Below are 15092 nucleotides of genomic sequence, written 5' to 3' on the forward strand. Positions count from 1 at the left end.
AATTTATAAATTTAGTGAATCAACACTATCAGCATAAACTGATTTACAGGCAAAGAAAAAGCCACCTCTTGGTAGCTTTTTCAACTCGGCTAAATCAATGATTAACCAATAAATTTACGTGCGTTACGGAACATACGCAACCATGCACCATCTTCAGTCCAACCATCAGGCGACCAAGAATGTTGAATCGCACGGAAGTTACGTTCAGGGTGCGGCATCATAATCGTTGCACGACCATCTTTAGAGGTTACACCTGTAATCGCATCTGGTGAACCGTTCGGGTTCAACGGATAATGCTGCGTTGGCTGACCATGACTGTCGACATAACGCAAAGTCACTTGATTGCCTGCTTGCAAGCTTGCCAAGTTCTCAGGACTTGCGACAACAAGACCTTCACCATGTGCAACCGCGATTGGTAAAATCGAACCTTCCATGTCTTGCAACAACACAGACGCTGATTTTTCGACACGGACATTGACTGCACGCGCTTCAAATACTTCTGATGTGTTACGGTGGAAGCGAGGCCAAGCTTCTGCACCTGGAATGAGCGGTGCAAGTTGTGAAATCATTTGACAGCCGTTACACACACCTAAAGTGAATGTGTCTTGGCGGTTAAAGAATTTCTCGAATTGATCACGCAGTTTTGCATTGAACAACACTGATTTTGCCCAACCACCACCAGCGCCTAGTACATCACCGTAAGAGAAACCACCACAAGCCACCAAGCCTTCAAAGTCATTTAAGTCAACGCGACCAGCGAGCAAATCACTCATATGAACATCGACTGTGTTAAAGCCCGCTTTGTCAAACGCAGCAGCCATTTCAGTCTGACCATTGACACCTTGTTCACGCAAGATCGCCATGCTTGGACGGCGAAGGTTCAAGAATGGTGCTTCAACAGGTTCATTTAAGTCATACGTTGGTTGTGCAATCAAACCTTTGTGGTTTTTGTCAGCAATCAATGCAAATTCTTGATCCGCAGTTTCAGAGTTATCACGTAAACGCTGGATTTGATGTGAAACTTCTGTCCATGCCTGTTGTAATTCAACACGCTCTAAAGTCAAACCATTTACATTTAACTGATCGCTGTTGTTGACTTGACCAACAACCGCAATTGCATCTTTCAAGCTTGATGCTGCAATTTCAGCTTCAAGTGCAGCCCAATCTGTTGCTTTGATTTGTACCACTGCACCAATTTCTTCAGCAAACAAGCTTTCAGTGCTTTGGTTTTCCAAAGCCACACCTAGGCGTGAAGTGAACATCATTTCAGCAACAGTTGCCAACAAACCACCATCACCGATGTCATGGTAAGCCTGAATCAGACCACGGTTGTTCCAGTCCTGAATCAATGCAAAGAATGCTTTGAAGTCATCGAAGCTGTCCACATCAGGAGTGACTGAACCGATTGCTTTATACACTTGCGCAAGGATCGAACCACCTAAACGGAACTGACCTTTTGACAAATCAATACGCACAAGTACTGAATCATCCAGTTGTTTCAACTCTGGAGTCAATGTTTTACGAACATCTAAAACAGGTGCAAATGCAGTAATGACACCTGTCATTGGTGAAGTGACAGCTTTATCGACACCTTCATCTGTCCAAGTGGTACGCATTGAAAGTGAGTCTTTACCGACTGGAATCGCAATGCCTAACGCTGGGCACATTTCCATACCAATCGCTTTTACACCTTCAAATAAAGCTTGGTCTTCACCTTGCTGACCTGCTGCTGCCATCCAGTTCGCAGACAATTTAATGTCGCTGATCTGTTCAATGTTGGCACACATGATGTTTGAAATGGCTTCAGCCACAGCCAAACGTGCAGATGCTGCTGGGTTGAGCAATGCAACGGGTGGACGTTCGCCCATTGCCATCGCTTCACCTGTGTAACCTTCAAGGCTTGTAGTTGTTACTGCTGCATCAGCAACAGGAACCTGCCAGCGACCCACGAGTTGGTCACGTGCAACCATACCTGTAATTGAGCGGTCACCGATGGTGATCAAGAATGATTTAGATGCAACAGTCGGGTTTTTCAAGACACGGAAGATCGCATCTTTTAAGTCCACTTGAGCAGCATCAAAATCGTCGCCTTGACGCTCGATAGTTTCGTATGAACGACTCATACGTGGTGTGCCACCCAACATCACTTGCATTGGCATATCCACCGCTTTGTTTTCAAACAATGGATCTTCAACCGTCAAGTGGCGCGCTTCAGTCGCTTCACCCAATACCGCAAACGGACAGCGTTCACGCGCACAAATCGATTCAAACTGTGCCAAAGATTCTGGACGAATCGCCAAAACATAACGTTCTTGTGCTTCGTTTGACCAGATCTCCATTGGAGACATACCTGGTTCAAGCGATGGAATCTTACGTAAGTTCAATACTGCACCTAACTCGTGATCATTCACAAGTTCAGGCATTGCATTGGATAAACCACCCGCACCCACATCATGTACAGACACGATTGGGTTAGCATCTTCCAAGCGCCAGCACGTATCGATCACTTCTTGGCAACGGCGTTCCATTTCTGGGTTTTCACGTTGTACCGAAGCAAAGTCAAGGCTTTCACCCATCGTACCGCTATCTACAGAAGACGCTGCACCACCACCCAAACCGATCAACATCGCAGGGCCACCAAGGACAATCAGTAAATCACCTGGTTGAATCGCATCTTTTTCAACGTGGTCAGGGCGAATGTTACCGTAACCACCCGCAATCATGATTGGCTTATGGAAGCCTTTCACATCACCGTTGACGTTTTGTTCAAAAGTACGGAAATAACCATTTAACGCAGGACGACCAAATTCGTTGTTAAACGCTGCACCACCCAACGGCCCTTCGATCATGATTTGTAATGGCGATGCCATACGTGAAGGTTTACCGTAGTTCTCTTCCCAAGGTTGTTCAAAACCAGGAATGTTCAAGTTCGATACTGTAAAGCCTGTTAAGCCTGCTTTTGGCTTACCACCACGACCTGTCGCGCCTTCATCACGAATTTCACCGCCCGAACCCGTTGCCGCACCTGCAAATGGAGAAATTGCAGTTGGGTGGTTGTGGGTTTCCACTTTCATCAAAATATGAGCCGCTTGGCTCTTATATTTATAGATGTAATGGCCTGTTTCTGCATCCTTTTTCGGGTAGAAACGCATGGTGTCATAACCGACAATCACCGAAGCATTGTCTTTATATGCCGACAACACGTCATTCGGTGATTCTTTATAGGTATTTTTAATCATTTGGAACAAAGACAATGGTTGTTTTTCACCATCGATTGTCCATTCTGAACCAAAGATTTTATGACGGCAGTGCTCAGAGTTGGCTTGAGCAAACATCATCAATTCGATGTCGTTCGGGTTACGACCTAATTTCGTGAATGCATCAGTTAAATAATCAATTTCTTGTTCTGATAATGCAAAACCAAACTCTTGGTTAGCAGTCACAAGCGCTTGCTTGCCTTCACCCAAAATATCAATTGAGTTTAATGGTTTTGGCGCAGTTTCTGAGAAAAGTGCTTGTGCATCATCTAAGTGTGCAAATACAGTCTCAGTCATGCGGTCATGCAATACCTGTTTCACCGCAGGAGAAACGTCGCTTACACCTTTTAGCGTAAATAAAAGACCACGCTCTAAACGGTGTACAGGGGTATTACAGTTTTGGAAAATATCCGTCGCTTTAGACGACCACGGTGAAATTGTCCCAACACGTGGAGTCACCAAAATTTGAATTTCATCGGCTGCAACTTGGCGCAACTCGAAAGACTGACCATCATTTAAAAGTTGTAAAGCTGACTGATATTGCTGCTCGTTGAGCGCTTGATCAAACAGATAAACCCACTGGCTATCAAAAGATTGAACAGAACTAATTGACGTCAAACGTGATAATAGTTGAGTTTTCTTAAAAGAAGAATGCGCTGAGGCACCGGCCACGATAAACATGTTGATTTTGGCTCCACGGGCTTGTCGTTAATGACGTTACCGCAATGTGACTTAGAGAGAGCGCATATTCTACTGTGAAAAGCCAAAATCAGCTAGATCAAGAATCAGGATTATGTAAACGAATTTCCATGAAGTCTTTATTTTTTCGATATATTTTTTTTACACTGCTCATTTAAAACACAATTTTTTTTTTAAATTGATCTAACTGTATAACAAATAGGCAACAGAAATACCTTATTCGGCAGCCTATCTTCAGATTTAAGGCACTTCGGATAAAAAATAGATTGGTAAACTGACCTGCATCCGCATTGCCATATCACAGAGATACACCAGACGAACCAAGTGATCAATGGTCAACTTAGGTCTAGCAAGTGTCTGTGCTAATTGCTGTTGTAGAAATGACATGCCCGCTTGTTGTGCCAGTTGTTGCTGATCTTGCAAAATCTGGCGCTGCGAGTCGGTCAACCACAAGCGCCCCGAGCTGCTTAAACTGCACAGTACATCAAGCACAGGCTCGCATAAACGCTGAGCCAAAGTTTGCTGTAATTGATAGTGCTGTTGATGCTGTTTTTTCTTGGCGAGCAATTGCTCAATTCGCCCGACTATACTGTCTTTCAGTGTTTTTTTCTGATGCGGTACGGCATCAAAATCAAGCTGAAATAGTACCTGTCTAGGCTGAGCCACATCTAAAAACAAACTGATGGGTGTTAAACGCAACTGGTGTGACTGGACTGATAATGAAGCAAATACTGCAACAATTTTTTCAGGCTCAAGACACAAGCGTTCCAATTTACGAATACGCTCCAGACTTTGCGTGTTCCAGTCCAAACGTAGCTGCAAAACATTCTCTGCGGCATCGTAGACTGACCACCACAAACACTGTTCAATTTCATCGACCTGAGGTGAGTCACAACAGGCAATTTTCAATAACACCTGTTGCTCCAGACCTTCCACAGATTGCATTTGGCTTTGCCAGTGTTGCTGTAACTGATGCCAGTCTTGAAATGCGACTTGCTCAAAAAGCGGCTGATAATGTTCCAAGCTTAACTGGGCAAGCTGATGTGCCTGACTTGAACCTGAACTGGACAAGCGCCCCAGCTCAGAAAACCGTGGCTGCAATAAACGTATATGTCGCTGCATCAGACTTTCGGCAGTATGTTGCCAAATACTGTGCTGCCCCCAAGCCCGATAACGGTCAAAACTAGGATCTTGCGCTTGAGCACGGGCGATGGTCACATCGATTGGACGTTGCTGCTGGATTTCCCAAAAATACAAACTTAAACCACGCGCACCACCTTGGGCATGCCACCATCTCGCCCCAAGCGGTAATAAATCTAACTCTGACTGTTCGCTATCGTGTTGATAGTTCTGTCGTAACTGTCCACGTAACTGAATCAAATGCTCGGCATGACTGTGCTGCAACTGATGCAGATAACTCAACATTTGCACGATATAACACAGGCTTTCTCGTTCATTGGCATGTTCATCACGGCGTACTAACGCACTCACCTGACCACTGAGTTGACGCAACATGCCTGCTAAACGGGGCAAGCCTTCACTACGTGCAGAAACATTCAGTAAATGCAATTGCCGTGCCGTCATGCTGCTAATATGTGCCAAGCCCTGTTGTAATAACTGGGTGAGGTCTTGCTGTAGCTCTTGAATAAACTGGCGTTCACTGTCACTGAGCAAGGCAGGATTTTCCTGATCGCTCAGCTCCAGTTGTTGCCAAATTTTTCCATATTGAAACTGTACCAAGCTCAATGCCGCTAAATGCAAAGCAGGCTGATCTTTTTCAGCATCGGATAGCATGCCAGCAAAACCTGCCCCAGCCAAATAGCTGACTTGCTCATCTAACTCAGGCAACTGTACTCGAACCCGATAGGCTTCAATGCTGATCTTGATGCTGTGCTTTTGCCATTGTCGTGCCCACTGAATGGCTTTTTTCGTAGCAGCTTTCCCGATTTTCTTGGCAATCTGATCCAAATCAAGTGCCAGCATTTCCGCCAAAACATCAACCGTAGGCGATGCTTCCTCAATCACTGAATTTGCTGTTTCCTCGGTTGAGGAACTTTCAGCAGTGCTTGTACTCTGATGATTTTGCTGTAACCACAACACCGCTGCGACAATATGCTTACATGCACCTGTTGCAGGGCACGAACATTGCGCCTGATGTAAGCCTGTTGCACTCAAACAGACCTGCTGACCATCACTTTGAATCAACACCTGATCGGGCTGTTCTTCCTGCAAACTGACTTTATTGGCATCGACATCTTTTAATGCACGGCGAACCAATCCCGCATTGGCAAAGGTAGCCAGACTATCCTGATCATAAGATAAGTATTGAATTTTCCAGCTCATTGCATCACCTCTGCCATCCATTCAGCAAAATGTTCAGGCGTCAGTGCAGCCACCGACATACCCCGTTCACTGAGTTTTTGTGCCATTTGCATGTCATACACAGGCTGTGCCTGTTCATCCAGTGCCGCCAATCCAAGCAGCTTTACCTGCTGACTACTCAGGCGACTAATTCCCCCCAGTAAATGCGCCACCGAACCGCCTTCTTCAAAGTCACTGATCAGGGTAAAAATGGTGCGATTCGGCTGAGTCACCAAACGCTCACAATAATTCACGGCTTTGGCAATATCTGTTCCCCCACCAAGCTGTGCCGTCAGCAAAACTTCCACAGGATCACTGGCAAGATGTGAAACATCGACCACATTGGTATCAAATAAAACCAGATGTACTTTCACCGCAGGCAAACTGGCTAAAATACTGGCACAGACCGCGCTATACATCACCGAACTTAGCATCGAGGCACTTTGGTCAACACACAAAATAACCGTCCACGGCAAATGTCGTTGTACCCGCGCATTAAAAAATGGCTGCTGAATCACCAGTTTTTGTAAATCGACATTGTAATGTTTCAGGTTGGCTTGAATGGTACGCCGCCAGTCAAAGTTCTGACTATTCGCGATTAATGAACGGCGAAAACGGTGCTTGCGTCCATGGATGCTATTGACAAAATTTGCCTTCAAACGGGCAACGATTTGCTCGACTACACGACGAATAATCTCGCGTACAGCATCACGGGTTTCACTATTCATCCGCCCGCGCATACTTAGTAAGGCTTTGGCAAGCTGCGGGGTTGGCTCAAGATGCTGCAACGTATTGGCATCTTTGAGCAAACCATCGAGCTGATAACGCTCAATCGCTTGGGTCTGCACGCGTTCAAAGGTACTTTCTGGAAAGAGCTTGCGGGCGCTATTCAACCAATTCACCGCAGTCAATTGTGAATTATCCAGTGAACCATGACGGGACTGCCCTGCCACTTGTCCACGCCCGTCATATTCACGGTTATATAAATAATCTAATGTGCGTTCCAATCGCAGTTGTTCAGCATCGAGCTGAACCTGATTTAAAGCACGGTCGCTATAACGTCCAAGCACCAAGCGCCAACGAGCAGCCGTATCGTGTTCTTGCTTCATGCCTGCTCCTCCTGCGTGAACCATGTTTCTAATTGTTGCTGTTGAAGTAGTTGTAATAATTGTTGATTAAGCTGCACGCCTTGCAACATCTCGGTTTGCGAAATTTCGCTGCTCACGACACTTAAGCTCAAACTCGACACTTGATTGAGCTGTGCCATATGTTCAGCAAAATTCGCCGTTTCTTTGGGTTTTAAATAGGTAAAGGCAAAACGTAAATCGGGCAACAATGCGATAAACGTCTGTTCATCCCAAGAGGCCAGCAGTTGATTGAGCAAATCGCCTAATTCCCGATAATGCAGCAACAACTCAGGCGCAGCCTGTAAAATGCCTGACAAATATTGCACCGCATGTTCAGGGGTTGCCCCGATGCCAAAACGCTGTAACAACGATTGCTGTAAGTCCTGCTCGGCATATTTCCCATCCAAAAATGCCAATGCATCTCGACCACCTGCCAACAAATCAATTTTCTGCCATGCAACATCCAAACGCTGCAAACTTTGATAAAGCTGGCTCAATAATCGTTGAGGGCAATCTAGAATCCGTTCAATCTGCTGTGCCAATTCGCGTAATTGCAGCACCTGTTGCAGTACAGTTTGCTGTTGCTCAGGCGCAGGTGCACTCTGTTGTTCCAGTAAAAATAAGGCACTCGGCAAAACCTGTTGCAGTAAGGCTTTGAGTTCAGGCTGTTGCTGAAAACCGAGGAAATCTTTACCTGTCCACAAGTTCAGTAGCTTTTGTCCGCACTGAATCACCGAAGACAGCTCAGGATCATTGGGTAAATATTGCTGCACTTCGGTAAACAAGGCAGGAATCTGTTGATGCAGCCCCATCACCGCAGCACGCAGCAACAACTGCACCGCCTGATGTGATGAACGTCCTTGACCTGCTTCATAAAAACGCTGTTTCAGTTGAAGCAATTGCTGAATGGCTAAAGTACATAAATCCCCTGCTTCCGCAGACAATTCAATCAGTCGCGCTTCAACTTGCGGTGTCCACGCATATTCCCATTCTTCAAACAATAAATGTAACTGCCCACCTGTCAGAAAATCAGGGCCTGTCTGATGTCGGGCAAAACCCACTTGCAAGAAACTCAGTAAGTGTAAAAAACGGCTGCGTAAACGATGTTTAGGATTACGCAAAACATCCAGTTTGGCGCGTTTGCTGATGGTATCATCCAGTTTAAAACGATGTGCTTTGGCAAGTTCCACCACTTGCGCCAGTAGCGGTGGCGTTTGGGTCGAGCTAACCACTTGTCCAAGCTGTGCTCCACTCAAAAGCTGCATCAACGTCTGTTGAAACGCCTGCTGCCCATCATCTAGACTGCCTTTAACAAAACTACTTTGGCAGGCATCGATCAGGTCATAACGGCTGATCAGCGCATGTTCACGCAAGGCAGCCAAACCCACTGCCTGCTCACTGGCGGTCTTTACGGTAATAAAACTGCTGTCTAGAACTTGCTGCTGACGCAATTGTTGTGACAAATCGGAAATGACATCAATACATAAACGCTGACGTTGCTCGGCATCACTCTGTTCAGATGGCGTATTCAACTGCTGCCAACAGCGTTGATAAAATGCGGGGGATGGCATGCCTGAGGCATAACCATTCAAAGCGTCCAAACGGTCAAAGCTATAACGGATCAGCCATGCCTGATCCTCCTGATCGGCAGATTTAAACTTTTTCAGGGGCTTCGGTGAGTCTTGCAATAACTGCCCTGCCAGCTCCTCAATCAGCGCCAAGGTGTGAAAGCCACCTGTAATAATACAGATGTCGCCCCGTGCCTGTGCTTGGCAGTCTAAAATCGATTGTAACATGCAGCGTTCACGGATCAAGGAAGCTTCTGCCGCAAGCACACTCGGCTCATAATCCAGTCGTGACATGCTGCACCAAAGCTGAACTTCAGCAAAAAATTGCTGCCAGTGACTCAGTTCAGCCTTGGATTTCAGTTCAAATAAATGATCCCACAATTCATCATGGTTACGGCAATTCAGGCGACTAGCCAGTGCTTGAATATACTGGCTATGTGCCAAATAGCGCTCCTGCTGCAAACTTTGCGCCTGCCATGTTTGTGTGTGACTGACTTGCTGTTCATGTGCGACCTGACTTGACCATGCCAAATCAATAAACTCCACCTGTGCATTGATCTGTTTAGTGGTTCGCAATGCCACCCATTCAGGCGAATAGTCACAAAATGGAAAATAAGCCCTGCGATAGGGTTTTTGTGGCGTCTCTGTACCTGATTCTGGCACTAGATTCGACGTACTCAGTTCAGTCTGACATAAAATTGCCAGTGGTGGCTGACTGTCAGGATGCTGCAAATCGTTCAGTAAAGGATTGAATGATTTAGGGGCTTCAATCAGCACATGGGCAGGTTGTAATTGTTGTAATGCCTGTAAAGTTGCATAGGCACAGGCAGGGCTATGATGGCGAACTGCAAGAAAATGAATACCACGTTCAGCAAGCTGATTTTGCCAGTGTTGGGCTTGCTGTAAACGGGTGGGCAAAGTGGTGTCAGTCATGTGTGATCTATATCCAAGGCAGGGTCGCAAGGTCTGTCAACTAAAACCATTACAGACCCGATGCAAACTGGGTCGTGCGATTGCCTGCATCAACAGGTATCACGCGAACTTGATGAAGAAAGCGCACAAGGCTTATTGCCAGAAGGTTTTGCCTGCATCAAAAAAGGCTTTCCATGTTGCATCTTGCTTGGCACGTTCACGCGCCACATTGTCCATATAAAAACGCATGCGCTTGGCATCATCAGGGTTATCTTTGAGCACCACGCCAATCAACTGTTTGGCAATCGCCGCAGCATTTAGACTCTGATCTCCCAAGTAATAGCCTTCCAATGCCGCAGCATAGGCAATATTCACCGCTTCGGCAGTTGACATCACCGCATCTGGAGTTTTAAGGGTTGTACCATCTTTGGTGGTTCCTTGACGCAATTCCTGAAAAATTGTCACAAGCAGATCAATGACCGATTCAGAAATATTGACCTGTGCTGACAAATCCCCCAATTCACGTTGTAACTGAGTAAAGACCAGTTCACGTTCAAACACAGCATCAGCAATCGGTTTCACGGTTTCAAAGTTAAAACGGCGTTTGAGTGCCGAAGACATTTCATGCACACCACGATCGCGTAAGTTGGCTGTGGCAATGATATTAAACCCTGCCTTGGCATAAATTCGCCCTTGCTGCCCAAGCTCAGGAATCATCATGGTTTTTTCAGACATTAAAGACACCAGTACATCCTGAATTTCAGGCGGGCAGCGGGTAATTTCTTCAAAACGGATAATCTTCCCTTGCTGCATGGCTTGATACACAGGCGATGGCACCAGCGACTTTTCATTCGGCCCTTCAGCGAGAAGCAAGGCATAGTTCCATGAATATTTCAGGTGATCTTCCGTTGTGCCAGCCGTGCCCTGAATTGTTAAACCAGAATCATCACTAATCGCGGCTGCCAGTAATTCTGAGAGCATGGATTTAGCGGTTCCTGGTTCACCCACTAACATCAAGCCCTGTTTACCCAGTAAAGTCACAATGGCTCGATCGACCAGTGCATCATCCCCAAAAAACTTACGGCTGATCTTGAGTTGTTCATTACCTAAAATAAACTGACGGACGGCTTTAGGTGAACGTACCCAGCCCAATGGCTTGACAGCACCGCCATCATTTTGGGTCAAAATGTCCAGTTCTTCCTGAAAACGCTGCTCGGCACTCTGTTTAATAATCTGTTGTTGTGTCATGTACTTAACCAATTCTATTGTGATCTATTGCTTTGCGTGCCGACCCCAATAAATCAAGTCAGCATCATTTTGATTACCAAGGGGTTTTCTTTTGCCATTCAGGGTCAAAACCTCTGCATGCAGCCGCCACAGCCAAATAGTCGGCATAGCACTCTGCAAATAAAATCGGCGGTACATCTTTGAGTTGCATATCACTACTGTTCCAAGAACGCCCTTTGACTTTGCTAAAACTCAAACGGTACAGCACCGCAGGCATATTTTCTTCAGGGAAATAACTGCCACTAAAATAAATAAATGCCGAAATCCCCAGACTATTAAAGGTTTTGTAGTAATACTCAAATACGCCGCCATCTTCTGCTTGCCCACGCTGATAGCCCAGTTTGGTGACTGTGCCGCGCAAGGTAAAGGTATCGGTCATCCAGCCCAAATGGTCATCGACCTGATCTTTATTCTCCAGTTCCAGTTCAGGCAATACATGATCAAGCTGTTTAAATAAGCCTTTGACTTTATAGTCTTTATAATGCTGCTGCCATGCTGCAATCTCATCAGCATCCATCAGTGCAGCATGCGCCAAACGAATCTCACTGTCTTGGCTGAGTTCCACTTCATCATCGTCAGCATTAATCAAACTGCCATCTTCGGTTGGACGGAAGGTATTTAACACTTCACCTTGTGCCATTTCCTGCCAGACCAAACGTTGAATCAACAAACGCATCACAGGATGTTCAGCCAAATACTGCTGCCAGTCATTGACGGTCCAATGACGGTTGGCGCACATCGCTTCATATAAACGAGCAGTTTGCAAATCAATGATTTGTTTCAGTTCTTTTTTGCTGCTACTGAACTGCTTTTTGGTTTCTTTAACCAGATCGGCATCGTCAGTTTGGCGTGGTGCAGGCAATGCCTTAATCACTTTACCTTCTTCATTTTTCAGAATCATTTTGAGCTGATCATCTAGCACCGCCGTAAACTCGCGCTCACCAAAGCTCAAACTTAAAACACCTTGCTCATCAAACCCTGCGGTAGGAATGGTTCGATCTGCCAGTTCATCATTGCTCCAGCCATTGCGTTCTGCAATCACCTCAATATACTGACGTGCTTTTTCCTGTACCGAAGCGGTTCGATAACGACGCGCAATCGACAGTAAAAATTGAATAATTAAAGGATCATTGCTGTTAGAAATTGCGGCGAGCATGGCTTCAATTTGCGCACGACGTTGGTAATGATCTTTCATATATTGCTGCAACAGGCGCACAGCTTTATGCCCCTGAATCCCGCTACTCAGTGCCAAAATTCCTTTATCAGAAATGGCTGAACCCAAATAACGTGACAGCACTTCGCGCTTGATTTCCTCAATGACTTGCTCAAGCGTGATATGTTCATAACGCCCATAATACTCAGGGTATTTCTGACCATAACGCTTAAACGAATCCTGATAATTCTTCAACCGTGCAGGTGCTTGTTGCTGCGCCTCTGCTAAAGCCTCTTCTTGGGTTGGTGAACGCACATCCTGATGGGCAAAACCTGCAAACAGGAACTCACCCAATTGCTGCTGACTATCGAGTGACAATAAACTCAAATAACGCTGAAATAACGCATTCCCAACAGGATCTTTGAGTTTATGTGCCAACACCACCCACCAGCGTAAAATGGTTTCGCTGACTGCTGTTCCATCTTGCCAAGTCAATGCAGGAAAAGACTGATCTAGCAACCATTTCAGACTGGTTGGCAATTTGGCTTTTAAGCCTTTTTCTGCATCTTTGAGTAAGTGTTCAGGCGACAAATGCGCAGAAATATCTTCACCCAACTTTTCCAGTGCAGTCAGTAATGCTGCAATCACCACTTCACGTTTTTCTTTTTTCAAAGCGGCTTGTAATGCAGCAATCGCAGCCACATCGTTGAGACGGACGAGCCATTCAGCGGCAACGATACGGATTTCCTGCTTACTCGATGCCAAACCTTCTTCTGCACGTAAGCGAATGTCAGGTAATCGTTGTAATAATTGCTGTGCCTGTAAGCGGTAACTTTTGCTTTCGCCCAAAGCCAGTTCGAGTAAACGCGGGATGAATTGGGTAGGTAACTGCGGGAAATAGCTCAAAATTTGCAAGGCAGCAGCCACATCATAACTTTCATAATAGCCATGTAGCTGCGAAGGTAATAAGCCCAGAGCTTCAGCCAAAAAATCAGGTTGCTCCGCAAAAAATGGCCAAACATGCTCAGGGCTTAACCGCTCTAAAGCATCATCATAGTTTGACTGCAATAAGAAATAAGCAACTGACTCATTAGCTTTATAAATACCCGCCAGCTGAATTGCATCACGCAATTGACGCAAATCAAGCTTGGCATAATCCTCAGCTTTTAAATAATCATTAAGAACATAAGTATTTAAATTCAAACGTTGATTACGTATATAACGATGTCCAATCACCATCAGAAAATGAATCAGGTTATATTCAGATAACTGATTTAAACGCTGTTTATAAAAAATGACTTCCTGATCAAGAGGTGTTTTTTTAGCGGATAAATCACCATTTAACACCTCAAAGTAACTGAGAATCTTCTGCTCACCAATTTCTTGTAAACGCTGATAGTGCCCTTGACGCCATTTGCTTTTCCAGTCTTGCTGTTTGTTTTGTTCAATCTCAGCTTCAGCATCTTGTTTGGATTTTGCCAGTACATCACGATAATTTTGCAGCAAAATATCTTTGGCTTGCTCAGGTAAACGGACAAACTGAATCAGTTCATAACTTGGAATATCGTATTGATCTTGCTGCTCGGCACGACCAAGTGAAGACAAACGCGCCAAAGCCTGTTCAATCACCTGTACCACCGTTTTACTTTTTTCCTGAGATAAAGCCTGCTCTAAAATGGCCTGACTGACTGTACCCAAACGCGCCAACAAATCGGCAGCATAGCCTCGTTCTTTGGGCGCAGCATTGGCTAAACGCTCAGCCAAATACTGCTGTACATCTTTTTTCTCCAAACTGCTAAGCATCGATTGTGCAGCACTGCGAACTTTTTTACTGCTAGACACCGCACAACTGACAATCAGAGCTGGAAACTGCTTAACAACATGTGGCTTTAACTCTAAATAATTAAATAAATTCAGTTGACCATTAGCTGAGAGTTTCTGATACAGCATTGCAAAAACATCAGCATGTTGCTGAATATATTCCTCTAAATCAGGCAAGCGATAAAATAAGTCCAAGTTACGCCAGTAATACTCAGACATATCGTCACGGTCAAATAGCACATTAAAAACCAGTGTGCCATCCAACTGTTCTTGCGCTAAGAGTTCATGCAGCATTTGCACAGACCAGTTTTTGCGAAACTGCATATTTTTACTAATCGCACGATCGCCCAAACTGCTATGCAATCCATCAATCATCAAATAGATCAACCAGCTCGGAACTTCAGCATTTAAACGCGTAATATTTTGTTCACGAGTTGCTGCGGCTAAGAATTTACCAAAGCGTACTGTTTGCTCAAGGCCTAAACCCATTCCAATCTGGTTATATAAATTCACTCGAGCATTTTTAGATTGATTGATTAACTTCTTTTGGTTTTGTACAAGAAACTGTGAACTTGGTGAAACGTGCCACCAATTTAGCGTTGCAGGTTTGTCCAATAAAATTGCAACATCATCATTTTGACGGGACTGTAATGTCATTAAAATTTCAGGATGTTGTCCTGACCAAATATAATCAAAAATTTGCGTGGGATATTGTGAATCTAGTGCTTGCAGTGGCGTGATCACTTTATAAAGCAACTCTGCTGCGACTTTTTGTTGTTTCTTATCTTCTGCCTCAAAACCAAACTTACGAAGTAATTGCTCTAACATTATCTGACCTTTTATCTTCTCTTTTAATAGATATTCATTCTCATCTGTAAAAAGTATAATCAAATTTTATAAAATTTAT

Annotated in this window: 6 protein-coding genes; all 6 read right to left on the minus strand. The window is 45.0% G+C overall.

Annotated elements, in window-relative coordinates; genetic code table 11:
- Positions 1 to 101 precede the first annotated feature (101 nt).
- On the minus strand, positions 102 to 3938 hold the full coding sequence (gene purL / locus C1A47_RS02525; RefSeq protein ID WP_111892083.1) for a phosphoribosylformylglycinamidine synthase: 3837 nt from the start codon (positions 3936 to 3938) through the stop codon (positions 102 to 104).
- A 258-nt stretch (positions 3939 to 4196) separates the two neighbouring features.
- Positions 4197 to 6299, minus strand: a complete 2103-nt coding sequence (locus C1A47_RS02530) for a hypothetical protein (RefSeq protein WP_111892085.1) — start codon at positions 6297 to 6299, stop codon at positions 4197 to 4199.
- Positions 6296 to 7426, minus strand: coding sequence for a VWA domain-containing protein (locus C1A47_RS02535; RefSeq protein WP_111892087.1), 1131 nt, complete (start codon positions 7424 to 7426; stop codon positions 6296 to 6298). The genes C1A47_RS02530 and C1A47_RS02535 overlap by 4 nt, the downstream gene beginning before the upstream one ends.
- Positions 7423 to 9945 (minus strand): DUF5682 family protein, encoded by a 2523-nt coding sequence (locus C1A47_RS02540; protein WP_111892089.1) that lies wholly within the window; start codon positions 9943 to 9945, stop codon positions 7423 to 7425. Before C1A47_RS02540 ends, C1A47_RS02535 begins: the two co-directional genes overlap by 4 nt.
- A gap of 132 nt (positions 9946 to 10077) precedes the next feature.
- Positions 10078 to 11172, minus strand: coding sequence for an ATP-binding protein (locus tag C1A47_RS02545; protein WP_111892091.1), 1095 nt, complete (start codon positions 11170 to 11172; stop codon positions 10078 to 10080).
- Positions 11173 to 11245: 73 nt separating this feature from the next.
- A complete protein-coding gene (locus tag C1A47_RS02550; protein WP_111892093.1) occupies positions 11246 to 15013 on the minus strand; it encodes a DUF4132 domain-containing protein in 3768 nt (1255 codons plus the stop codon).
- Between the last annotated feature and the right edge of the window lie 79 nt (positions 15014 to 15092).

The organism is Acinetobacter sp. MB5 (assembly GCF_003261585.1).
Lineage (GTDB): Bacteria > Pseudomonadota > Gammaproteobacteria > Pseudomonadales > Moraxellaceae > Acinetobacter.

Coding starts and splice junctions, on each gene's coding strand:
- C1A47_RS02530 (WP_111892085.1), bottom strand. CDS start 6,299: ATGAGCTGGAAAATTCAATACTTATCTTATGATCAGGATAGTCTGGCT.
- C1A47_RS02550 (WP_111892093.1), bottom strand. CDS start 15,013: ATGTTAGAGCAATTACTTCGTAAGTTTGGTTTTGAGGCAGAAGATAAG.
- C1A47_RS02535 (WP_111892087.1), bottom strand. CDS start 7,426: ATGAAGCAAGAACACGATACGGCTGCTCGTTGGCGCTTGGTGCTTGGA.
- C1A47_RS02540 (WP_111892089.1), bottom strand. CDS start 9,945: ATGACTGACACCACTTTGCCCACCCGTTTACAGCAAGCCCAACACTGG.
- C1A47_RS02545 (WP_111892091.1), bottom strand. CDS start 11,172: ATGACACAACAACAGATTATTAAACAGAGTGCCGAGCAGCGTTTTCAG.
- purL (WP_111892083.1), bottom strand. CDS start 3,938: ATGTTTATCGTGGCCGGTGCCTCAGCGCATTCTTCTTTTAAGAAAACT.